The sequence below is a fragment of the Mesorhizobium sp. ISC25 genome (genome assembly GCF_042295465.1).
Classification (GTDB): domain Bacteria; phylum Pseudomonadota; class Alphaproteobacteria; order Rhizobiales; family Rhizobiaceae; genus Mesorhizobium.
The window spans coordinates 5,219,170-5,240,316 of sequence record NZ_CP135441.1 but is presented as its reverse complement, the minus strand read 5'-3'; the positions used below and the strand labels follow the sequence as shown (position 1 = coordinate 5,240,316).

At 63.4% G+C, this 21,147-nt stretch carries 21 protein-coding genes; 3 read left to right on the top strand and 18 right to left on the bottom strand.

Translation table 11 applies throughout. The features are described 5' to 3' along the window. Window positions 1-9: 9 nt before the first annotated feature. From RQ479_RS25650 to RQ479_RS25620, 7 genes are all read right to left on the bottom strand, one after another. Entirely contained in the window at window positions 10-738 is a 729-nt protein-coding gene (locus RQ479_RS25650) for an ABC transporter ATP-binding protein (RefSeq protein WP_254816420.1), read from the bottom strand. Next, complete coding sequence (locus RQ479_RS25645) at window positions 738-1,886, bottom strand: ABC transporter ATP-binding protein (protein ID WP_376702858.1); 1,149 nt, start codon at window positions 1,884-1,886, stop codon at window positions 738-740. Before RQ479_RS25645 ends, RQ479_RS25650 begins: the two co-directional genes overlap by 1 nt. Continuing rightward, window positions 1,886-3,514, bottom strand: coding sequence for a high-affinity branched-chain amino acid ABC transporter permease LivM (gene livM / locus RQ479_RS25640; protein ID WP_376702857.1), 1,629 nt, complete (start codon window positions 3,512-3,514; stop codon window positions 1,886-1,888). The genes RQ479_RS25645 and livM overlap by 1 nt, the downstream gene beginning before the upstream one ends. A gap of 4 nt (window positions 3,515-3,518) precedes the next feature. After that, entirely contained in the window at window positions 3,519-4,421 is a 903-nt protein-coding gene (locus tag RQ479_RS25635) for a branched-chain amino acid ABC transporter permease (RefSeq protein WP_023678052.1), read from the bottom strand. Window positions 4,422-4,757: 336 nt separating this feature from the next. Then, window positions 4,758-5,759 carry a 4-hydroxyproline epimerase gene (locus RQ479_RS25630; protein ID WP_376702856.1) on the bottom strand — a complete coding sequence of 334 codons (1,002 nt, stop codon included), beginning with the start codon at window positions 5,757-5,759 and terminating at the stop codon, window positions 4,758-4,760. A 28-nt stretch (window positions 5,760-5,787) separates the two neighbouring features. After that, complete coding sequence (locus RQ479_RS25625) at window positions 5,788-7,038, bottom strand: NAD(P)/FAD-dependent oxidoreductase (protein WP_376702855.1); 1,251 nt, start codon at window positions 7,036-7,038, stop codon at window positions 5,788-5,790. Between the two features lie 48 nt (window positions 7,039-7,086). Then, window positions 7,087-7,980: a dihydrodipicolinate synthase family protein gene (locus tag RQ479_RS25620; RefSeq protein WP_376702854.1), complete on the bottom strand. Its 894-nt coding sequence runs from the start codon at window positions 7,978-7,980 to the stop codon at window positions 7,087-7,089. Between the two features lie 103 nt (window positions 7,981-8,083). Here RQ479_RS25620 and RQ479_RS25615 point away from each other — a divergent pair, with 103 nt between their 5' ends. Beyond that, window positions 8,084-8,737 (top strand): GntR family transcriptional regulator, encoded by a 654-nt coding sequence (locus tag RQ479_RS25615; RefSeq protein ID WP_376702853.1) that lies wholly within the window; start codon window positions 8,084-8,086, stop codon window positions 8,735-8,737. Between the two features lie 14 nt (window positions 8,738-8,751). Here RQ479_RS25615 and RQ479_RS25610 read toward each other — a convergent pair whose 3' ends face one another. Beyond that, window positions 8,752-9,066: a hypothetical protein gene (locus RQ479_RS25610; protein ID WP_376702852.1), complete on the bottom strand. Its 315-nt coding sequence runs from the start codon at window positions 9,064-9,066 to the stop codon at window positions 8,752-8,754. 305 nt (window positions 9,067-9,371) lie between these two features. Further along, complete coding sequence (locus tag RQ479_RS25605) at window positions 9,372-9,668, bottom strand: hypothetical protein (protein ID WP_376702851.1); 297 nt, start codon at window positions 9,666-9,668, stop codon at window positions 9,372-9,374. 137 nt (window positions 9,669-9,805) lie between these two features. Here RQ479_RS25605 and RQ479_RS25600 point away from each other — a divergent pair, with 137 nt between their 5' ends. Further along, on the top strand, window positions 9,806-9,994 hold the full coding sequence (locus RQ479_RS25600) for a hypothetical protein (RefSeq protein WP_376702850.1): 189 nt from the start codon (window positions 9,806-9,808) through the stop codon (window positions 9,992-9,994). Here RQ479_RS25600 and RQ479_RS25595 read toward each other — a convergent pair. Further along, window positions 9,975-11,471, bottom strand: coding sequence for a CoA-acylating methylmalonate-semialdehyde dehydrogenase (locus tag RQ479_RS25595; RefSeq protein WP_023678059.1), 1,497 nt, complete (start codon window positions 11,469-11,471; stop codon window positions 9,975-9,977). The two genes, RQ479_RS25600 and RQ479_RS25595, sit on opposite strands and share 20 nt — an antisense overlap. A 390-nt stretch (window positions 11,472-11,861) precedes the next feature. Between RQ479_RS25595 and RQ479_RS25590 the strand changes: the two genes are divergently transcribed. After that, window positions 11,862-12,743 (top strand): LysR family transcriptional regulator, encoded by an 882-nt coding sequence (locus RQ479_RS25590; protein ID WP_352465656.1) that lies wholly within the window; start codon window positions 11,862-11,864, stop codon window positions 12,741-12,743. A 39-nt stretch (window positions 12,744-12,782) separates the two neighbouring features. On the opposite strand, the gene RQ479_RS25585 is transcribed toward RQ479_RS25590, so the two are convergent. The 8 genes from RQ479_RS25585 to rsfS all read right to left on the bottom strand — a co-directional run bounded on the left by RQ479_RS25585 (window position 12,783) and on the right by rsfS (window position 21,049). Next, a complete protein-coding gene (locus RQ479_RS25585) occupies window positions 12,783-14,039 on the bottom strand; it encodes a D-amino acid dehydrogenase (RefSeq protein ID WP_376702849.1) in 1,257 nt (418 codons plus the stop codon). A 138-nt stretch (window positions 14,040-14,177) separates the two neighbouring features. After that, window positions 14,178-15,359 (bottom strand): alanine racemase, encoded by a 1,182-nt coding sequence (alr, locus tag RQ479_RS25580; RefSeq protein WP_376702848.1) that lies wholly within the window; start codon window positions 15,357-15,359, stop codon window positions 14,178-14,180. Between the two features lie 29 nt (window positions 15,360-15,388). Further along, window positions 15,389-15,910: an RNA pyrophosphohydrolase gene (locus RQ479_RS25575; RefSeq protein WP_376702847.1), complete on the bottom strand. Its 522-nt coding sequence runs from the start codon at window positions 15,908-15,910 to the stop codon at window positions 15,389-15,391. A gap of 1 nt (window position 15,911) precedes the next feature. Continuing rightward, entirely contained in the window at window positions 15,912-17,108 is a 1,197-nt protein-coding gene (locus tag RQ479_RS25570; RefSeq protein WP_376702846.1) for a divergent polysaccharide deacetylase family protein, read from the bottom strand. A 198-nt stretch (window positions 17,109-17,306) separates the two neighbouring features. Beyond that, window positions 17,307-18,632, bottom strand: coding sequence for a S41 family peptidase (locus tag RQ479_RS25565; protein WP_023719673.1), 1,326 nt, complete (start codon window positions 18,630-18,632; stop codon window positions 17,307-17,309). Further along, on the bottom strand, window positions 18,633-19,976 hold the full coding sequence (locus tag RQ479_RS25560; protein WP_376702845.1) for a murein hydrolase activator EnvC family protein: 1,344 nt from the start codon (window positions 19,974-19,976) through the stop codon (window positions 18,633-18,635). Window positions 19,977-20,130: 154 nt separating this feature from the next. After that, window positions 20,131-20,610 (bottom strand): 23S rRNA (pseudouridine(1915)-N(3))-methyltransferase RlmH, encoded by a 480-nt coding sequence (gene rlmH / locus RQ479_RS25555; protein WP_376702844.1) that lies wholly within the window; start codon window positions 20,608-20,610, stop codon window positions 20,131-20,133. 61 nt (window positions 20,611-20,671) lie between these two features. Next, complete coding sequence (rsfS, locus tag RQ479_RS25550) at window positions 20,672-21,049, bottom strand: ribosome silencing factor (RefSeq protein ID WP_023678068.1); 378 nt, start codon at window positions 21,047-21,049, stop codon at window positions 20,672-20,674. Window positions 21,050-21,147: the final 98 nt, after the last annotated feature.

The window sequence follows — 21,147 nt, the reverse complement described above, 5'->3', positions numbered from 1 at the left end:
TCCTGAAACTCAGTGATGGCCGCCCTCGAGATAGGCGGCGCGCACTTCCGGATTGGCGAGCAGTTCCTTGCCGGTGCCGCTCATCGTCACATTGCCGTTGACCATGACATAGCCGCGCGTGGCGAGCTTCAGTGCACCGAAGGCGTTCTGCTCGACCAGGAACACGGTCAGTCCCTGCGTGCGGTTTAGCTCGCGAATGGCGTCGAAGATCTGCTTGACGATCAGCGGCGCCAGGCCTAGCGACGGCTCATCCAGCAAGAGCAGCTTCGGCCTTGCCATCAGCGCGCGGCCGATCGACAGCATCTGCTGCTCGCCGCCCGAAAGCGTGCCGCCACGTTGGCCGACGCGTTCCTTGAGCCGCGGGAACAGCGTGAAGACCCTTTCGACGTCCTCGTCGTAATGCTTGAGACCGTCGAGGCTGGCGCCCATCTGCAGGTTTTCCATCACCGTCATGCGCGGAAAGATGCGCCGGCCCTCCGGCGACTGCGCGATACGCATGCGCGCGATCTCATGCGTCGGCATCTGGGTGATATCGGTGCCAGCGAAAGTGATAGTGCCGGCACGAGCGCGCGGAGCACCGAAGATGGTCATCATCAGTGTCGACTTGCCGGCGCCGTTGGCGCCGATCAGCGCCACGATCTCGCCCTGTTTGACGGTGACGTCGACGCCGTTCAGCGCCCTGATGTTGCCGTAGTAGGTCTGGACGCCCTTGATATCGAGCAGCGTTGTGCCGGCCATTATTTCCGCCCCCCACGCCGATTAGAGGTGCCGGGGGTTTTCGACTTCGCCGGAGCCTTGCCCGGCTTTGCCGTGGAAGATTTCGCGGCCGATTTGGCTTTGGCCGGCGATCCGGATTTTGCAGCAGCGCTCGACCTTGCATCGATCTGCCCGGCCTTCGAAGCGCCCTTTGACACTGTGACGCGTTCGCCCTCGCTATGGCCGACCGTATCGGCCACCGGTCCGGCAAGATAGGAAGACGATGTGCCCGGTCCATGCGCGGCATCCGGACCCGTATCCAATTGCTCGATGACGTCCTCGTCGCCGACTTCGGTCAGTACCGTCTCGACGTCCTCGTCTTCAACGCCGAGATAGGCGGCGATGACGCGCGGGTCGGTGCGTACCGATTGCGGGTTGCCGTCGGAGATCTTGCGCCCGTATTCGAGCACGACCACATGGTCTGAAATCTGCATAACCACCGCCATGTCGTGCTCGATCAAAAGGATCGACGTACCGGTGTTGTCCTTGATGTCCATCAGCAGCGCATTGAGCGCCGCCGATTCCTTCGGATTAAGGCCGGCAGCCGGCTCGTCGAGGCACAGAAGCTCAGGGCCGGTGCACATGGCGCGAGCAATTTCGAGCCGTCGCTGCGCGCCATATGGCAGATCGCCGGCAGGATCGTCGGCGCGGTCGACGAGATCGGCCTTCTCCAGCCAGTGCTCGGCCAGTTCAACCGACTCCGCCGAAGCCTGTCTGTATCCGCTATAGCCGAACAGGCCGAGAATAGTATACCCGGACGCCTTCATCAGCTTGTTGTGCTGGGCGACCAGAAGGTTCTCCAGCAGCGTCATGCCCGAGAACAGGCGGATATTCTGGAAGGTGCGCGCCACCTTGGCACGCGCCGGGATTTCATGGTTCGGCAAGCGTTCAAGCAGGAAGGTCGAGCCGTCGCGCCGGTTGAGCGTGATCATGCCTTCCGACGGCTTGTAGAAACCGGTGATGCAATTGAACACGGTGGTCTTGCCGGCGCCGTTGGGACCGATCAGCGCGGTGATCTCGCCACGTTTGGCCTGGAATGACAAATCGCCGATGGCGATGAGACCGCCGAACTTCATCGACAGATGCTCGACCTGCAGGATGGCATTGTTCACGGAGGGGCTCGCGTTCATCAGCCGTGTCCCTCCTTGGTGAAGGACCCGGACACCGCCCTGCGCACCTTGAGGAAGGCCGTCGGCTCGCGGCTGCCGACGAAGCCGCGCGGCTTCCACAGCATGACGATGACCATGGCCATGCCGAACAACAGCATGCGATAAAGCTCCGGCGTGAAGTCGGGGCCGAACCCGGGTATGACCTTGATGTTGCCCCAACTCAGGCCGGTCTTGAGGAAATCCAGTTCGCGCAGGATTTCGGTGCCGCCGATCATCACCATGGCGGCGACGGCAATGCCGACCAGCGAGCCCATGCCGCCAAGCACGACGATGGCAAGGATGATCGCCGATTCCAGGAACACGAAGGATTCCGGGCTGACGAAGCCTTGCCGCGCGGCGAAGAACGAGCCGGCGAAGCCGCCGAACATCGCGCCCGTGGCAAAGGCCGTGAGCTTGGTGGTGGTGGTGTTGATGCCGAGCGAGCGGCAGGCGATCTCGTCCTCGCGCAACGCTTCCCAGGCGCGGCCGACCGGCAGGCGCCTGAGCCTCACCGTGACGAAGGCGGTCAGCAGGCAGAGTCCAAGGATCAGGTAGTAGAGGAAGATCTTGTAGTAGGCGCCGGACTGCGCGATGCCGAGCACCTTGGAGATGTAGTTCGGGTCGGAGACGTTGAACGACATCAGGCCGAAGAACGAGACCTTCGGGATGCCGGAAATCCCGGCCGAGCCGTTGGTCACTTCGCGCCAGTTGATGATCACTAGCCTTATGATCTCGCCGAAAGCGAGCGTCACGATCGCCAGATAGTCACCGCGCAGGCGCAGCACCGGGAAGCCCAGCATCACGCCCCAGAATGCAGCCATCAGGCCGGCGGCGGGCAGCAGGATCCAGAAGGAAAGGCCGAAATGCGTGCCGAGCAGCGCATAGGCATAGGCGCCGACGGCGTAGAAGGCGACATAGCCGAGGTCGAGCAGGCCGGCCAAGCCAATAACGATATTCAACCCCCAGGCCAGCATCACGTAGATCAGGATCTGGATGCCGAAATTGTCGACATACTTCAGCGAACCCTGGAAACCGACCGCCATGGACCCGGCATATAGCGCCAGCACCAACACCACGACGATCGGGTAGAGCGCCAGTGCGGTTATGCCCAATGCCGAGAAATGAGCATGAATGAAGGCCCGGAAACGATAAATCAGCCAGGCCAGCGCATAGATGATTGCAAGCGCCCGCAGGAATCGCACAAAATCGGAAAGTTCCGGCCCTAAGGCCTCGGTCAGGAAGCCGCTGAGCGCCAGCAGAATAACGGCGACGGCGAGCGCCGCGATGAACGCGGGAAGGCGGAAGAATCGCGAAGCCAGGCTGACCGGCAGCAGGCCGGTGGCGACGTCGACGATCTTCTGGTTCGCCAGGAAAGGTTGGCCATAGGCGACGTAAAGGAAGCGTCCGGCCATAGTGGCGATCACGACGCCGGCGAGCAAGCCCCAGCGCTGCAACAGGATCAGTTCGTTGGAGATGTTCTGGTCGGTCTTCAGGCCGATGAACAGCACGAACAGGCCAAGCGAGATGGCGCCGGCATAGAGCGCTTCGCGAAAAGCGCGCTGGACCGGGGTGGCGACGACGGTGTTTTCCGGAGATACGGTGACCGCCATGAACTCAGACCTTTTCGACTTCTGGCCGGCCGAGAATGCCGGAAGGCAGGAAGATCAGCACGATCGCCAGGATGGAGAAGGCGGCGACGTCCTTGTAATCGATCGAGAAATAAGCCGACCACATGCTTTCGATGAAGCCAATCATCAGCCCGCCGAGCACGGCGCCGGGCAGTGAGCCGATGCCGCCGAGCACCGCGGCAGTAAATGCCTTCACACCGGGCGTAAAGCCGTCGGAAAACACCACCACACCGTAGTACATCAGGAACAACGTGCCGGCGACGGCGGCAAGGGCGGCGCCCATGATGAAGGTGATCGAGATGGTGCGGTCGACGTCGATGCCAAGCAGCGCCGCCATCTTGCGGTCCTGCTCGCAGGCGCGCTGCGCCCGGCCGAGCGAGGTCTTGTTGACCAGGTACCAGAACAGCGCCAGCAGGACTATGGTGACCAGGACGATGATGATCTGCTTCAGCGAGACGCTGATGCCCTCGATGTTGTAGACCTTGGACACCATTGGCGGGACCGGCTTGTTGCGCGGCCCTTGCGTCACCTGGACGAAATTGGACAGCGCAATCGACATGCCAATCGCGGTGATCAGCGGCGCCAGCCGGAATGAACCGCGCAAAGGCCGGTAGGCGACCTTCTCGATCGTCCAATTATACAGGCTGGTCAGCAGCATCGCGACGATCATCATGATCAGCAGCGCAACGACGATCGGCAACGAATAGAACAACGCACCGAGGATAAGGAAAACGATGAGCGCGGTGAAAGCGCCGATCATGAAAATGTCGCCATGGGCGAAATTGATCATGCCGATGATGCCGTAGACCATCGTATAGCCGATCGCGATCAGCCCATAGATCGATCCCAGCGTCAGCCCATTGATAAGCTGCTGGACAAAATACTGCATGCTGTCGTGGCTCCCCTGGAATGTCGCCCATGCAGACGCATTCCTTTTCGTATTTCCCCTAGTCGTAAAGTTTCGAGCCCGGATTGCAACGTGATTTTTCGATGGTTATGCGTGTTTTCGCCGTATGCCGTCCGATTGCCCGTTTTGTTCCCGTCCGACCCCTGGACTATCGCGGACCCTACCATTGGCCTAACGCAATGTCTTTGACGATTCAATCGCAGCATGGGCTCCATTTCGAAGAAATCGCCGTCAAAATAAGTTGATGAGCGGGATCGTTGCGCCGTTGACGTCAATCCGCTTGCGCTCTCTTTCTTTCCCTTGCGTCAGCGATTTTCCTTATTTGACAACGAAGCCGTGCGCGAACGGGTCGCGGTCGTCGATGAAGATCGTGTTCAATCCGGTCATTCGTGCCCAGCCGCCGATCGACGGAATGATTGCCGGCTTGCCAGCGACGGTGACCTCTTTCTCCACCCTGCCCTTGAACAGCGAACCGATGATCGATTCATGGACGAAGTCGTCGCCTACCCCAAGCTTGCCCTTGGCGTGAAGCTGCGCCATCCGCGCCGAGGTGCCGGTGCCGCAGGGCGAGCGGTCGATTGCCTTGTCGCCGTAGAATACGGCGTTGCGGGCATCGGCTTGCGGGTTGGTCGGCGCACCGGTCCACAATATGTGCGACAGCTTGTCGATGCCGGGATTCTCCGGGTGGACGAAGGAATATTTCTCGTTGAGCCGCTGCCGCACCACCGGGCTCCAGGCGATCAGGTCGCCGGCCGAATGATCGGCCATGTCGCGATAGCTCTTTTGCGGTTCGACGATGGCGTAGAAATTGCCGCCATAGGCGACATCGACGCTGATCTCGCCGAGCCCGGGGCATTCGACCTTCAGTGCCTCGGCATAGAGGAAGGAAGGCACATTGGTGATGCGCACCTCCTCGACATAGTCGCCGACTTGGCTGTACTCGGCGACGACCACGCCGGCCGGCGTATCCAGCCTGAGCACGCCCGGCGTCTTCGGCTTGATCAATCCATGCTCGACGGCAAAGGTCACAGTGCCGATTGTGCCGTGGCCGCACATCGGCAAGCAGCCCGAGGTTTCGATGAACAGGATGGCGATGTCGCAATCTTCACGCGTCGGCGGATAGAGGATCGAGCCGGACATCACGTCATGGCCGCGCGGCTCGAACATCAGGCCGGTGCGGATCCAGTCATATTCGGCCAGGAAATGCGCTCGCCGCTCCATCATCGTCGAGCCCTTGAGTAAAGGCCCACCGCCGGCGACCAGCCGCACCGGATTGCCGCAGGTGTGGCCGTCTATGCAGAAGAAGGAATTCTTGGCCATGCCGGCTCCCAACTGAATGTCGTCGAACTCAAAACCGTTGCGGTCTGAACGGGCCGAGATCGAGCGATGGATTCTGCCCGAGAACGAGCTCGCGGATCAAGCGCCCGGTCGCCGCAGCCTGGGTCAGCCCGAGGTGACCATGGCCGAAACCGTACACCACCGACGGCGTTTGTTGCGAACGTCCGATCACCGGCAGCGAATCCGGCAGCGACGGCCGGAACCCCATCCATTCGCGGCCATTGGCCGGATCCAGTCCCGGCAGGAATTTCTGCGCCTTTTCGAGCAGCGCTTTCGAGCGCGCATAATTGGGCGGCCTCTCAAGGCCGCCGAGTTCGACCGCACCACCGACCCGCAGGCCCCTATCGAGCGGCGTGATGACGAAGCCATGCCCGGAGAAGATCAATTGTCGCTTTACGTCGAAGGCAGTCTTCGGCAACGTCGTGTTGTAGCCACGCTCGGTCTCCAGCGGGATGCCGTCGCCGAGATGTCTCGCCAGCAGATGCGACCAGGCCCCGGCAGCGATGACGAGATGCTTCGCCCCTCGCCGCGTGCCGTCGGCCGTGGTCAGGATCGCGCCGTCCTGTCCCGCCTCGACACGCTCGATCCGCTCCTTTTCGAACCCCGCGCCCAACCCCTCGGCATAGGCCCACAAGGCCTTTCCAAGCAGCTTGGGATCGGCGACGGTTTTCCACCCCGGCACGAACGTTCCCTTGACGAAGCGCGGCGACAGACCGGGCTGCAAGGCGGCGAGAGCGCTGCCCTCGACATGGCTGAAGCCGATGCCGAAGCGCTGTCTTGCCGCCCAGCCGGGCAGCGACGCCTTGAACTCGGCCTCGCTGTCATAGAGTTCGAGCGAGCCGTCCTCGTGCAGCATCGGCCGTGTGCCGGAACGGTCGAGCAAGCCCATCCATTCCGCCTCGGCGAGCTTCATCATGCCGGCCTGCGCGGCAAGGCCGGCTTCATAGCGGTCGCTTCGGCCGGCGCGCCAGAAGCGGACCAGCCAGGGCAGCAGCTTCGGCAAATAGGCGGGCGGAATGCTGAGCGGGCCGAGCGGGTCGGCGAGCCATTTCGGCAACTGCCTGATCATGCCCTTGTGAGCCAGCGGCAGCACATCGGAGAAGGCAAAGGCAGCGGCATTGCCGGAGCTGGTTTCCTCGCAGATCCCCGTCCGATCGAAGATCGTGACGTTTCGCCCCGCCTCGGCCAGAAAGGCGGCGGCGCAGATGCCGATGATGCCCCCACCGACGATGGCAACATCGAGCGTAGCGTCATCATTCATTGCCATGCGCCGCGCTGCACATCTGCAAATGCCTTCAAAGCGACTGGATCAGAATGCCGGCAGCTCTGGCCGCACCGCCAGCGCATCCCTGACGATCTTTTCGACAGCCTTGCGCCGCTCGCCCGCCAACGGCTGACGCGGCATGCGCACGCGGTCGTTGGTGTCGATCGCCAAGACTTCGGCGAGCTTGATGTTCTGCACCAGATAGGTCGAGACGTCGAGGTCGAGCAGCGGCCGGAACCAGCGGTAGATTTTCAACGCCTCCTCGCGGCGGCCCTGTCTCATCAGCTGGTAGATGGCGACGGTTTCGCGCGGGAACGCGGTGACCAGGCCCGCCACCCAGCCAATGGCGCCGACCGACAGCGCCTCGAAGGCAAGATTATCGACGCCGGTGAACAGGTCGTAGCGGTCGCCGAGGCGGTTGATGATCTCGGTCGAGCGGCGGATGTCGTCGGAAGATTCCTTGATGGCGACGAAGCGCTGGTCCTTCGCCAACTCCTCCATCTGGTCGACAGTGACGTCGACGCGATAAGCAAGCCGGTTGGAATAGATCATCACCGGCAGGTCGCCGGCCGCGGCGACAGCGCTGAGTGCCGCGACCGTCTCCTCGGCATTGGTATGGTAGATCGGGCTCGGCACCACCATCAAACCATTGGCGCCTTCCTTGGCGGCGCGGCGCGCGATCGCCGCCGCCTCGCGTGTACCGGCCTCGTTGACCGTCAACAGCACCGGTTTCTTGCCGGCGATCTTCTGCGCGGTCTTCAGCACGTCGATCTTCTCGTCATGCGACAGCATCGGGCCTTCGCCAAGCGAACCGCAGACGATGATGCCGTCACAGCCGGCCTCCATCTGCAGCGCAAAGCAGCGCTCCATCTCGGCATGGTCGAGGCCGTCGTCCTCGGTGAACTTGGTCGTAACGGCGGGGAAGACTCCGGCCCACATGTCGATCGCTCCATCTGATATATCAGTCGTATATTTCTTAAGAAGCCGCCTGTCAACGTTGAATCTGCTATGATATATCAACAATATATCAGGAGATGCCGCATTGGTATATGACAACCTAGGCTCCGAGCCGGCGACTGCGAAGGCCTACCGCAGGCTCGAGCATATGATCGTAACGCTCGAACTGGCGCCCGCGAGCTTCATCACCGAGGGGGCGCTGATCGACAGGCTCGGCCTCGGCCGCACCCCGGTGCGCGAAGCGATCCAGCGGCTGGCCTGGGAGGGGCTGCTCGAGGTCCGGCCGCGTGCCGGCATTGCCATTGCCCCGCTCCACCCTGGCGACTGGCTGCGCGTCCTCGACGCCCGCCGCGGCGTCGAGGTCGTGCTTGCCCGCTCGGCCGCCCGCTTCGTCACCCGCGAGGCCGCCGACCTGTTTCATGACGCTGCCCTTGCCATGCAAAAGGCCGTGATTTCGGAAAATGTGCTTTACTTCATCCAAGCCGACAAGGCGCTTGATGAGGCGCTGGCGCTGGCTGCAGACAACCCGTTCGCGGCGCGCCTGGCGGCGCCCTTGCAAACCCACAGCCGCCGCTTCTGGTTCCGCTACAAGGCCGATACCGGCTTGGCCGAATCCGCCGAGCACCATGTCGCGCTGATCCGCTCAATCCTCGCCGGCGACGAAGAGGCCGCGGCCAAGGACGCCAAGCGGCTGATGGCGTTGCTGCGCGGCCACGCTGAGGCAGCTGCTACGCGCTGACGCCGCCCGCTCCCTCATGTGTTTTGGCCGGGCAGGGCCTCCACGCTTTCCCAATTTTCGCCGGCTGCGACAATGCAGCTTCTGCCGGCGACGTCGGTCACGATGACCGTCCAGCTTCCGCTATCGGCGACAAAAACTTCCATGACCGCCTCCTGACCGATCAGTCCGAGAGCAAACTGTTTTTCCTGGAAATTCTCAGTCAGGTGGGCGACGAGGGCGCCATGTTCAACGCAAAATTGATATTGGGCGCTTGCGGCATTCGTACCCACCGCGAATAAGCCAGCAAAAGCTACGGTCTTCGCCCATCCTAACAGCCATTTGCGTGCCATAGGGCACCTCCTTTGCCATCACGATCCGGCAAAGGGAGGTGATTGACGGCCTCATTTTGCCGGAGCGATCCAGGCCGGTTCCGACGTCATCATCGCGTCGCTCCTTTCCGTGTTCCGGTCTGCCGTCAGCGGGAACGATTCTGGATGTTCTCGCTATGTTCCATATATGGGATCGCTAACGAAAAATAGCAAGCCGTGCGCGCCTCAAGCGGGCGCGGGGAGATCCGTTTCAAGGTCGCCGAGAATAAGGCAGCAGCCCGGCTGCCGTGCCGAGGCTGCGGCCAGGTGAATAGGAAAGGCCTACTTCAGATACCGGGCAGCGCCGCTACCGTCATCGCGCTCTCCCAGCCTTCGCCGACTGAAATCACGCAGCTTTGACCTTTTGTATCGCTGGCGAGGATGGTCCAGGTGCCCTTGTCGGAAACGAAGACTTCAAGCACCACATTCGGATTGACGACGCCGACCGCCCTCGGGTTTTCATGAAACTTCTCGCCGAGCGCCTTGACCATATCGGCGCGTGCCGCGCATTGCTCGGCAGCCATTGCCGGGACGGCGGAAAGGGCCATCGCAGCGCAAGCTATAGTCGCCATGAGACGTGTCATCTGACATCTCCTTTGCGCCGGACGACATCCCCCGGAGCCGTCACCAGCGCCGTTGGTTGATCTGCCAGCGTCTCCTTCGCGGCAGGACTGCAACCTAAGAAGATTGCTGCCTTCTTGGTTCCATCACATTAGTGTTCATGCCGATGAAGACCGCGACAAAAAAGACCCGGGTCGAGCCCAGGCCTTCTTTTGCTTTCCGCGATCTGGATCAGTTCATCGTCGGGATGACGAACTCGGCGCCATCCTTCACGCCGGCCCGCGCGCGCGCCGCCGAAGGCGAGGACGCGCAGACAGAAAACCGTCCGGCTAATTCATCGTCGGAATGACGAACTCGGCGCCATCCTTCACGCCGGACGGCCAGCGCGACGTCACCGTCTTGGTCTTGGTGTAGAAGCGGAACGCGTCCGGCCCGTGCTGGTTGAGGTCGCCGAAGGAGGAAGCCTTCCAGCCGCCAAACGTATAGTAGGCGATTGGCACCGGGATCGGCACGTTGATGCCGACCATGCCGACCTGGACCCGCGAGGCGAAGTCGCGCGCCGCATCGCCGTCGCGGGTGAAGATGGCGACGCCATTGCCCATCTCATGCTCGTTGGCGAGCTTGATCGCGTTCTCGTAGGTCGGTGCGCGCACCACCGACAGCACCGGCCCGAAGATCTCTTCCTTGTAGATGCGCATGTCGGCGGTCACATTGTCGAACAGGCAGCCGCCCATATAGTAGCCGTTCTCGTAGCCCTGCATGGAAAAGCCGCGGCCGTCGACGACCAGCTTGGCGCCTTCCTTGACGCCGGTGTCGACATAGGACTTGACCCGCTCCAGCGCCTGCGCCGTGACCAACGGGCCGAAATCGGCGGAAGAATCCGTCGACGGACCGACCTTTAGGCTCTCGACGCGCGGCACCAGTCTTTCCATCAGCCGGTTGGCGGTGTCGTTGCCGACCGGGACGGCCACCGAGATCGCCATGCAGCGCTCGCCGGCCGAGCCGTAGCCGGCGCCGATCAGCGCGTCGACGGTCTGGTCCATGTCGGCATCGGGCATGATGATCATGTGGTTCTTGGCGCCGCCGAAGCACTGCACGCGCTTGCCGGCCGCGCAACCGCGCGAATAGATGTACTGGGCGATCGGTGTCGAGCCGACGAAACCGATGGCCTTGATATCGGGATCGTCGAGGATAGCGTCGACCACTTCCTTGTCACCGTTGACAACATTGAGGATGCCCGCCGGCAGGCCGGCCTCGATGAACAGTTCGGCAATGCGCATCGGCACGCCCGGATCGCGCTCCGACGGCTTGAGGATGTAGGCATTGCCGCAGGCGATGGCCGGCGCGATCTTCCACAGGGGGATCATCGCCGGAAAGTTAAACGGCGTGATGCCGGCGACAACGCCGAGCGGCTGGCGCATCGAATAGACGTCGATGCCGGGGCCGGCGCCATCGGTGAACTCGCCCTTCATCATATGCGGCGCACCGATGCAGACCTCGACCACTTCGAGGCCACGCTGGATGTCGCCCTTGGCGTCGGCGATGGTCTTGCCGTGTTCGCGCGCCAATATCTCGGCCAGCGCGTCATACTCCTTGGCGACCAGCTCGAGGAATCGCATCAAGACGCGCACGCGCCGCTGCGGGTTGGTCGCCGCCCAGCCGGGTTGTGCCGCCTTGGCGTTTTCGACCGCCGCGCGCAATTCCGCCTGCGAAGCCAACGCCACCGTGCCGCGCACCGTGCCGTCCATCGGCTGCATGACGTCCTGCTTGCGGCCGCTGGTTCCTGCGACACGCTTGCCGCCGATGAAATGACCGTATTCGATCATGGTCTCTCTCCCTGGTTCGTGATGAGGCATTGTCCGCCTTTGCGGGAGCGATGGCAACGCGAGTGAAAACGCAACCGTTGTGCGGAGAATAGACAGCGAGAGGTGCCTGTGCATTAAATCGCGCAAATGGTAGGGAGTGTACTCCTATCGCTTGGATTGCTGAGTTGAGTTTCTTCACACCCCCCTCTGTCCTGCCGGACATCGCCCCCGCAAGGGGGGAGATTGGCGGCTTCGGCCTTACCGCCCTTTTTGCGACGTTGGAGATTGGCGAAAGCCGACCCGACATCCGATCTCCCCCCTTGCGGGGGAGATGGCAAGTGGTGGCAAAGAGGGCAGGCCAGAGGGGGGTGGGCGGGAACGCGGCGCTCCCTATCGAAACGGACCATCCCCATGAACTGGGATGACGCTCGCATCTTCCTTGCCGTGGCGCGGGCCGGCCAGATCCTCGGCGCCGCCAGGCGGCTGGAGCTCAATCACGCCACCGTCTCGCGCCGCATTGCCGCCCTTGAGGATGCGCTCAGGACAAAACTGTTTCGCCGGCTTACCACCGGCAGCGAGCTGACGCCGGCGGGCGAGCGTTTCCTCGAGATCGCCGAACGCATGGAGGGCGACATGATCGCCGCGCGCTCGACTGTTTCAGGCGAAGGCGACGACGTCTCGGGCACCGTGCGAATCGGCGCGCCGGACGGTTTTGGCGTCGCCTTCCTGGCCAGGCGCCTCGGCGCGCTGACCGCTCTGCACCGTGAACTCACCATCCAGCTGGTGCCGGTACCGCGCTCCTTCTCGTTATCCCGGCGCGAGGCCGACATTGCCATCACCGTCGAACGGCCGACGGAAGGCCGCCTGGTGGCGGGAAAGCTGGTCGACTACACGCTCGGCCTGTTCGCGTCGCGGGCCTACGCCGACACGCATGGCCTGCCCGGAAACGCCGCCGAGCTAGGGCAGCACACGCTGATCGGCTACGTGCCGGACCTGATCGTCAGTCCTTCGCTCGACTACGCGGCCGAATTCAGCGCCGACTGGCGCACCAGCTTCGCCATTTCCTCAGCGCTCGGCCAGGCCGAAGCGGTGCGTTCCGGCGCCGGCATCGGCATACTGCATACCTTCGTTGCCCGCTCGATGCCGGAGTTAGTGCCTCTCGATATCGTCGCACCCATCCGCCGCGCCTACTGGCTGGTCTATCATGAATCGGTCAGACCGCTGCGCCGCGTCCAGATCGTCTCAAGCTTCATCACCAAGGCCGTCGAACGGGACAGGGGTTTGTTCGCGTGAAGCGTATCGGCCGTTGGCTGTCTTAAGCTGCTGGGGGTCTTACTTGGCGTATCGTCCCGGCCCGAGATCGCCGACGTCGATGTCTGGCACCCGGCTGGAGATGATGTCGGCTAGAACCTTGGCCGAGCCGCAGGCCATGGTCCAGCCGAGTGTGCCATGGCCGGTGTTGAGATAGAGATTGGAGAAATCGGTGCGGCCGATCAGCGGCGGCCCGTCCGGTGTCATTGGCCGCAGCCCGCACCAGAAGGTCGCCGATCGCATGTCGCCGCTGCCCGGAAACAGGTCGCCGACCGAATGTTCGAGCGTGCGGCGCCGCGATTCGTGCAGCCGCAGGTCGAAGCCGGAAATCTCCGCCGTGCCGCCGACCCGGATACGGTCGCCGAGCCGGGTGATCGCTACCTTGTAGCTCTCGTCCATCACGGTCGAGACCGGTGCGGCGGCGGCGTCCTTGATCGGCAGGGTGATCGAATAGCCCTTGACCGGGTAGACCGGGATGGGCCGCTTCAGCATGCGCATGAACCGCGCCGAATAGCTGCCCATCGCCATCACATAGGCATCAGCGACCATCCAGCCCTTGCTGGTGCTGATGTTGGTGATGCGATCACGCTTCTTGACGACGCGCCGTATCTCCGTGTCGTATTCGAAGGTGACGCCGCGTGCCGCGCAAAGCTCGGCAAGCCTGTCGGTGAACATCTTGCAGTCGCCGGTTTCGTCGCCGGGCAACCGCAGGCCACCGACGATTTTTTCGCGCACGCCGGCCAGCCCAGGCTCGGCCGCAATGCAGCCGTCGGGGTCGAGGACCTCGTAGGGGACGCCATAGGCCTTCAGCACCTCGACATCGCCGCCGACGCCGTCGAGCTGCTTGTGCGTTCGGAAAAGCTGCAGCGTGCCCTTGGCGCGCTCGTCATAGGCGATGCTGGTCGCCGCGCGCAGCGCCTTCAGCGTGTCGCGGCTGTACTCGGCCAGCGGCACCATGCGCGCCTTGTTCAGCGCGTAGCGTTCAGCCGTGCAATTGCGCAGCATCTTGACCAGCCATATCCACATATGCGGATCGAGGGCCGGTCGCACCACCAGTGGACCGTGCTTCATCAAAAGCCATTTGATAGCCTTCAGCGGAACGCCGGGCCCGGCCCAAGGCGACGCATAGCCGGGCGAGATCTCGCCGGCATTGGCAAAGCTGGTTTCCAGCGCCGGGCCTTTCTGGCGATCGATCACGGTCACCTGATGGCCGGCCTCGGCAAGAAAATAGGCGGTGGTGACCCCGATCACGCCGCCGCCCAGCACGAAGATCTTCATCGTTTGGTTCTCCGCAGCGGCATCTCGTCGGGATTCGAGACCGGGATCATCGCCGCCTTCTGTCTGCCGGATTCTGTGGCGTCAGCCAAGGCCCGATGCTTAGGGAAAAGACATGCGTGAGGACGACAAGCTTGCGTCCTAGCCATTCACATAGCGCCGGTGGAAACGGTGGCCGAGGCTGGTCAAGACCTCGTAGCCGATGGTGCCGGCCTGGCCGGCTACCTGGTCCACCGTCTGCGACGACGGCCCGATCAGTTCGACGAGGTCGCCGGCCTTCAGCCTGCCGGGCGGCAATGCGGAAATGTCGAGGATGATCGAATCCATCGAAACCCGGCCGATGAAGGGCAGCCGTATATTTTCGAACCAGGCGGCGGAAGCGGCGCGTCGATGCCAGCCATCGCCATAGCCGAGCGAAATCGTCGCCGCCGCAAGCGGGGCCTTGGCATGGAAAGTGTGGCCGTAGCCGACACCGGCGCCGGCCTCCAATATCCGCATCTGGATGACCTTGGCTTGCAATCGCACCACCGGCAGCATCGGATTGTCCTTCGCCGGCGTCGGATTAATGCCATAGAGAGCGGCACCCGGACGGACGAGGTCGTAGTGATAGCGCTGCCCGAGAAAAATACCCGATGAATTGGCAAGCGAAGCCGGCGCCTCCGGCAGCATCCGGCGCAGCCGTTCGAATTCCAGCCGCTGCCGCTCGTTGGCCGGTTGCTCGGGTTCGTCGGCGCAGGCGAGATGGCTCATCACGAAGGTCAGTTCGACACCGTCGAAGCCCTGTGGATCGTGCGCGATGGCTTTCACCTCCGCCGGCGTCATGCCGAGCCGCGACATGCCGCTGTCGACCTGGAGGGCGGCCGGCAACTTATGGCCCACCCGCCCGGCCATCTCGCGCCATGCCGCGAGTTGGCTGGCGCTGTTGAGTACGGTGCAAAGCCCTGCCGCAACCGCTTCCGTTTCCGCACCCGGCGGAATGCCGTTCAGCACATAAATGGCCGGGTCTGAGCCGAGCGCCTTGCGCAGCAAGATGCCGCCGGCCAAATGCGCAACAAAGAAAATGTTACAGCCCTCAGCCATCAGCGCCGCGGCCACCAGCGCCGCGCCAATCCCGTAACCGTCGGCCTTGACCACTCCAGCGCAGCCGACGCCGCCCAGCCGCGCCTTCAGCCGCCGGTAATTCTCACGGACGGCACAGAGATCGATAGTCAGGATCGCCCCCGCCGCCGATTCGCTGATCGGCTCGCTCGGGGCGCCGGCCTGCGGTAGAGCGACGGTCTGCGGAAGAGATTTGCTGGATTTCCTGGAGGAGATGTCGTTCATGCCGACCTGTTTTAACGGAAGGCCGGCGGCTACGCCACCAGGTGCCGGAACGCTGTCACCACGTCTTCGTAGACCTTGCGCTTGAACGGCACGATCAGGTCCGGCAATTCCAGCATCGGCCGCCACGCCCACCGGTCGAACTCGGCCTTGTGGCCACCGGGTGGCGGATTGATCGCGATCTCGCTTTCGTCGCCGTGGAAACGGAAGGCAAACCATTTCTGCGTCTGGCCGCGATATCGTCCCTTGAAGGCGACGCCGACCAGATGCGCCGGCAGATCGTAGTTGATCCAGTGCGGCGCCTCAGCTAGCAGCGACACCGAGCGCATGCCGGTCTCTTCGTAGAGCTCACGCGCCGCCGCCAGCAGCGGCTCCTCGCCATCGTCGATGCCGCCCTGCGGCATCTGCCAGAGCTGCGTCGTTCCCGCGAACTCGCTGTCCGGCTCGGCAATGCGATGACCAACCCAGACCAGGCCGTCGCCATTGAGGACCATCACCCCTACGCAGGGCCGGTAGGGCAGCGTCTCGGGGTCAACGAGCTTGTTCTTTGCCATCTCAGCCTTTTTCCGGATCTATCGCCACCGCCGAAATCGGCACGATCTCGATGCCGCGCTTCTTGGCCTCGGTCACCCAGGAAGACACGGTATCCACCGTCAGGTCAAAGGCCGAGCCGATGCCGACGGCAAAGCCTTTCGCTCGCGCCGTCGCTTCCAGCCCATCCAGTTTCTTCAATATGGCGCCGCGGTCCTGCACCGCGTCGATCGCCGTATCGCCGCCGACGAACGGCACGCCGTCCTTCAGTGCCAGTTCGGGTGCCAGGCTGCGCGCCGAGGAACCGTCATCGACATAGGCGAGGCCGCGCTTGCCAAGCTCGGCCATCAATGGCCCCATCGCCGTCGCGTCCGCTGAAAAGCGGGCGCCCATATAGTTCATGACGCCGGTGTAGTTGGTCGTTCGTGACAGCGCCCAGCGTAAATTCTTCAAATTCTCGTCCGGCGTCGCAGCCACGGTCAGCGTGTTGCGGCCGGGATTGACGTTCGGATAGTCGAACGGCTCGAGCGGCACCTGCATGATGACCTCATGGCCGCTCTGCCGCGCCACCTGCATCCAGCGACCGATGCTGTTGCCTTGCGGCGCGAAGGCCAGCGTCACCTCCGCCGGCAGCTTGGCGATGGCTGCCTGCGTGCCGGTCTGCGACACGGCAAGACCGCCGATGACGAGCGCCACGCGTGCACCGCGTGCGCCCGACCACGGCCGCGCATAGACATCGAACGGGCGCCGGCCGTCGGCGGCGCGGATCGGCAACAAACCGGTTTCGCTGGCCTCGATCAGCGCCTTGTCGGGAATGTGCGCGATCCTGAGGTTCTGGCCGATCGTCGAAGGGTCGCGGATGACGATGGCCGCCTTGAGCGGACCGTCGCCCTCTTCGGTCTGGACATGGATGATCTGCGGACCGCCCGTCTTCCCGCTTGTCGTTTGTTCGCTTGCGTCGCTTGGCGCTTCCGTTGCGGGCGTCGCCTTGGCCGGCGCCGCGGAGGTTTCGGCCGCTGCCGGCATCTTCGGCGTCGAAACGGCGACTTCTTGCGGCTTGCGGAATGGCTTGTCGCGCAAAGCGATCGCGCTGGAAACGCCGACCACGGACAGCACGACAAGCGCGGCCGCGACCGCACCGGCGCTGATCCCGCTGCCTGAGCGCGGCGGCCGGATCGCCTGTCCGAGAGGTCGTTCTATGTCCTTGCCGATATCAGCCAAGCCCGCACCCCCGGCGTGCATCCCCGAAGTAAACCTTCTCCGGAGGCGCAAAATCCAAAATGTCGGCGCGTCCCCTTGCTTCACTGACGCGCAGCATGCCGGCCGCAGCCCCGAATCAAACTGCCGGAGCCTCGCGGCCCCGGCAGCATCGCATCGCTTCGCTCAGGCAGCCAGACCTGTTTGGCCCGGCTTGCCGTCTTACTGGTTCAACACGGCCTTTTGCGGATTCGGCGGGAACGCCGGATCCGTCTTCTGGCCGCGCAGCAGCTGCTCGGCATAGATGAGCTGCAAATCGTCCTTCGGTTCCGGCGGCACATAGGCTGCCGAACCCGAACCGGTCGTGCCTTCGTCGGCGCCCTTGATGTGGCCCTTGAGGTCGGATTCGCCGCGCGTCAGGTCCCTGCCCTGCAGTTCCGCCGGCAGCGGTTGGTCGACCTTGATGTCGGGCGTGATACCCTTGCCCTGGATCGACTTGCCGGACGGCGTGTAATAGAGCGCCGTCGTCAACCGCAGCGCCCCGTTCTCACCAAGTGGGATGATGGTCTGCACTGAACCCTTGCCGAAGGATTGCGTGCCGACCACCGTGGCGCGGCGCAGATCCTGCAGCGCGCCGGCAACGATTTCCGATGCACTGGCCGAGCCGCCATTGACGAGCACGATCAGCGGCTTGCCGCCGATGTCATCGCCGGCCCGCGCGTCGAAGCGGGTGACGTCCTTCGGATCGCGGCCGCGCGTCGAGACGATCTCGCCACGGTCGAGGAAGGCATCCGACACGCTCACCGCCTGGTCGAGCAAACCGCCCGGATTGAGGCGCAGGTCGAGCACATAGCCCTTGAGCTTGTCGTTCGGCACCTGCTTCTTGATGGTGTCGATGGCATTCTCGAGGTCGTCATAGGTCTTTTCGGTAAAGGAAGTGATCTTCATGTAGCCGATGTCGTTTTCGACCCGGAACTTCACCGCCTTGACCTTGATGATGTCGCGCACCACCGTTAGTTCGATCGGCTTGTCGGCGCCCTGGCGCAGGATGGTGAGCTTGATCGGCGTATTGACCAGCCCGCGCATCTTCTCGACGGCGTCGTTGAGCGTCAGGCCGCGGACCTCCTCGCCGTCGATCTTGGCGATATAGTCGCCGGCGAGCACGCCTGCCTTGGCGGCCGGCGTATCGTCGATCGGCGTGATCACCTTGACCAGGTCGTTCTCCATGGTGACCTCGATGCCGAGGCCGCCGAACTCGCCCTTGGTCTGCACGCGCATGTCCTGCGCTTCTTCGGCGTTCATGTAGGAGGAGTGCGGGTCGAGCGAGGACAGCATGCCGTTGATGGCATTTTCAACCAGCGACTTGTCGTCGGGCGGCGTCACATAATTCGCCCGCACCCGTTCGAAGATGTCGCCGAAGATCGCCAGTTGCTTATAGGTCTCGGAGCCCGCAGCCTTCGCCGTCGAGCCGGGCGCGCCATAGACCAGGCTCATCGCCGATGCACCCATCAGCGCACCGGCAAACAGAAGCGACAGTTTCCGCATCATTCACGTCCTTCCAGAAAAACGGTCCGCCCACCATGGGGCCGGATCGACGGGTTTTCCATCCTTGCGGAACTCGACATAGAGCTCCGGCGTGGCATTTCCATTCTTCGATGCCGAGGTGCTCGCCACCCGGGCCTCTCCCATCGCGCCGACCGGCTCACCTGCGAGCACCGACTGGCCAGACGCGACGCTGATTCTGCTCATCCCCGCCAGGACGACATGATAGCCGTCACCCGCATTCAGGATCAAGAGTTGACCGTAAGAGCGGAAAGGCCCCGCATAAAGCACATTTCCATCCGCCGGCGCTGTGACGATGGCTCCCGATTGTGTCGCAACCATGTCACCGAGCATCACCGCGCCGTTACCGTCGTTGGCCCCGAAGCGCCGCTTGACCCTGCCGGTGACCGGCAGCGCGATCTGCCCTTGAAGCGCGGAAAACGGCGCGGCAGCGGTGAGTCTGTTGCTCTCCGGCACCGGCAGCGAGCCCAATTCCGTAGGCGCCGCAGCCGATGCCGGGCCCTTGTCGGCGTCCGCGGTCTTTTGCTCGGCCGCCTTGGCCGCATCCGCCGCCTTGCGGGCCCTGTCGGCCTCGAGCGATGCGATCAGCTCTTTCAGGCTGCCGGCCTTGGCCGCCAGCGTCGCGGATCGCTGCTTTTCGGCGGCCAGCGCGGTTTGCGTATCGGCGGCGAGCTTCTGCTTGGCTTCGAGCAGCATGCCGAGCCGCTTTTTTTCCGCCGCCTGCTCGCCGACCGCTGCCGTCAGCCGCGCCCGCTCGGCTTCGATCGAGGCCGTCACCCGCGACTGCTCCTTGAGATCGGCCAGCAACATGTCGGTCTGCTGGCGCAGTTCCGGCACCACGGCGCCGAGCAGGATGGCACTGCGCACCGACGACAACGCGTCCTCCGGCTTGACAAGGATCGCCGGCGGCGGATTGAGCCCCATGCGCTGCAGCGCGCCGAGCACTTCGGCCAGAACGTCGCGTCTGGCGGCGAGTGAGGCTCGGATCTTCCGCTCCTGCGACTTCAGCCCCTCGAGCTTGCCGCCGATGTCCTCGATGTCCTGGCCGAGCTTCTGCTCGGTCATCGCCGACTGGATCAACGCCGCGGTGATCGAGGCGTGGTCCTTCTTGACCGCCGCTATGTCGGCGGCGAGCTTGGCCAGCCGCTCGGACGACAGCGTGATCTCTTTCGATACTTGTTCGTATTCGGCGCGGCTCTGGTCCGGGTCGGGCGCCAGGTCGAGCGTGTTCTCGGCCCGCGCGACGCCGAGCGAAAGCGCGATCGTCGCCACGGCGATGCCGCAGCGTACGCGCCAGGAGCCCGTTCGTGATTTCCAGTCTTCAGACATTGAAGCCTAACTCTATGCGCGGCTTCGTTAACGAACCATCAACCATGTTCGAGCCCCGGCCGCCATTCGCAAACCCCATGCGCCCAAACTGTCGATGAGCATTGGGGCAAAAATCCGGGCGGCTGGCATCAATTCGCCGACCAAGCCGACTTCATTAACGATGGTAGGGGTGGCCGGAAAGGATCGTGGCCGCCCTGTAAAGCTGCTCGCCCAGCATCACGCGGACCAGCTGATGCGGCCAGGTCAGCGCGCCGAGCGACAGCGTCAGATCAGCCAGGTCGCGCAGCGACTGGTCATGGCCGTCGGCGCCGCCAATGGCGATCACCAGCGCCTTGCGCCCGCCATCGCGCAGCGAACCTATGCGGCCGGCGAAATCCTCGGAGGAAAGGTTCTTGCCGCGCTCATCCAGCAGCACCAGCGCCGTGCCCGGCTGCAAGTGCGTCTGCAGCTTCTGGCCTTCCTCGCGCCGGCGCTCATTGGCCGTCTGCGCGCGGCCTTCGGCAATCTCGACGATCCCGGCGAATTCGAGGCCTATGGCAGGACCGCTCTTGGCAAAACGCTCGAAATAGCGATCGGCCAACTGCTTCTCGGGGCCGGCTTTCATTCGGCCCACGGCATGAACGGTAATCTTCATCCTTGCCTCGAAGAGCCGCTGATGCATGTCGGACAACGACATGCATCAAGACGAGTACGGCTCAGTGGAGGGTCTCCTCCTCGAGATCAGGCGCCTGCCACATCTTTTCGAGATTGTAGAAGTCGCGGACCTCGGGACGGAAGACATGGACGATGATGTCGCCCGAATCGATCAGGACCCAGTCGGCGCCAGCCAGCCCCTCGACGCGCGCCGTGCCGAGCCCGGCATCCTTCAGCGCCTTGAGGAGATGATCGGCAACAGCCGAGACATGACGGTGCGATCGACCCGATGCGACGACCATGTAGTCGCCGAGGCTCGATTTCCCCTGAATGTCGATTGAGACGATGTTTTCGGCCTTGGAGTCTTCCAGACTGGCAAGGACTGTCTTGATGGCGCGGGACACGGCGTCGTTTACGCTGATCCCGGCCGGCGAAGGCACGATGTCGGCCTTCTTCCGAAGTGCTGTTCTCAGTGTATTTCCTTTCGCAGCAAGAACAACCAAATCACCTACGAAATCGGGTGACACTGCTTAGATAG

Bases quoted from the DNA above. Each gene is read 5' to 3' on its own strand.
- RQ479_RS25575 (WP_376702847.1), bottom strand. From the start codon at position 15,910: ATGGCAAAGAACAAGCTCGTTGACCCCGAGACGCTGCCCTACCGGCCC.
- RQ479_RS25610 (WP_376702852.1), bottom strand. From the start codon at position 9,066: ATGGCACGCAAATGGCTGTTAGGATGGGCGAAGACCGTAGCTTTTGCT.
- RQ479_RS25590 (WP_352465656.1), top strand. From the start codon at position 11,862: ATGAACTGGGATGACGCTCGCATCTTCCTTGCCGTGGCGCGGGCCGGC.
- RQ479_RS25635 (WP_023678052.1), bottom strand. From the start codon at position 4,421: ATGCAGTATTTTGTCCAGCAGCTTATCAATGGGCTGACGCTGGGATCG.
- RQ479_RS25565 (WP_023719673.1), bottom strand. From the start codon at position 18,632: ATGATGCGGAAACTGTCGCTTCTGTTTGCCGGTGCGCTGATGGGTGCA.
- RQ479_RS25600 (WP_376702850.1), top strand. From the start codon at position 9,806: ATGCCGATGAAGACCGCGACAAAAAAGACCCGGGTCGAGCCCAGGCCT.
- RQ479_RS25620 (WP_376702854.1), bottom strand. From the start codon at position 7,980: ATGTGGGCCGGAGTCTTCCCCGCCGTTACGACCAAGTTCACCGAGGAC.
- rlmH (WP_376702844.1), bottom strand. From the start codon at position 20,610: ATGAAGATTACCGTTCATGCCGTGGGCCGAATGAAAGCCGGCCCCGAG.
- alr (WP_376702848.1), bottom strand. From the start codon at position 15,359: ATGAACGACATCTCCTCCAGGAAATCCAGCAAATCTCTTCCGCAGACC.
- RQ479_RS25585 (WP_376702849.1), bottom strand. From the start codon at position 14,039: ATGAAGATCTTCGTGCTGGGCGGCGGCGTGATCGGGGTCACCACCGCC.
- RQ479_RS25630 (WP_376702856.1), bottom strand. From the start codon at position 5,759: ATGGCCAAGAATTCCTTCTTCTGCATAGACGGCCACACCTGCGGCAAT.
- RQ479_RS25650 (WP_254816420.1), bottom strand. From the start codon at position 738: ATGGCCGGCACAACGCTGCTCGATATCAAGGGCGTCCAGACCTACTAC.
- RQ479_RS25605 (WP_376702851.1), bottom strand. From the start codon at position 9,668: ATGACACGTCTCATGGCGACTATAGCTTGCGCTGCGATGGCCCTTTCC.
- RQ479_RS25560 (WP_376702845.1), bottom strand. From the start codon at position 19,976: ATGTCTGAAGACTGGAAATCACGAACGGGCTCCTGGCGCGTACGCTGC.
- RQ479_RS25625 (WP_376702855.1), bottom strand. From the start codon at position 7,038: ATGAATGATGACGCTACGCTCGATGTTGCCATCGTCGGTGGGGGCATC.
- livM (WP_376702857.1), bottom strand. From the start codon at position 3,514: ATGGCGGTCACCGTATCTCCGGAAAACACCGTCGTCGCCACCCCGGTC.
- RQ479_RS25645 (WP_376702858.1), bottom strand. From the start codon at position 1,886: ATGAACGCGAGCCCCTCCGTGAACAATGCCATCCTGCAGGTCGAGCAT.
- RQ479_RS25595 (WP_023678059.1), bottom strand. From the start codon at position 11,471: ATGATCGAATACGGTCATTTCATCGGCGGCAAGCGTGTCGCAGGAACC.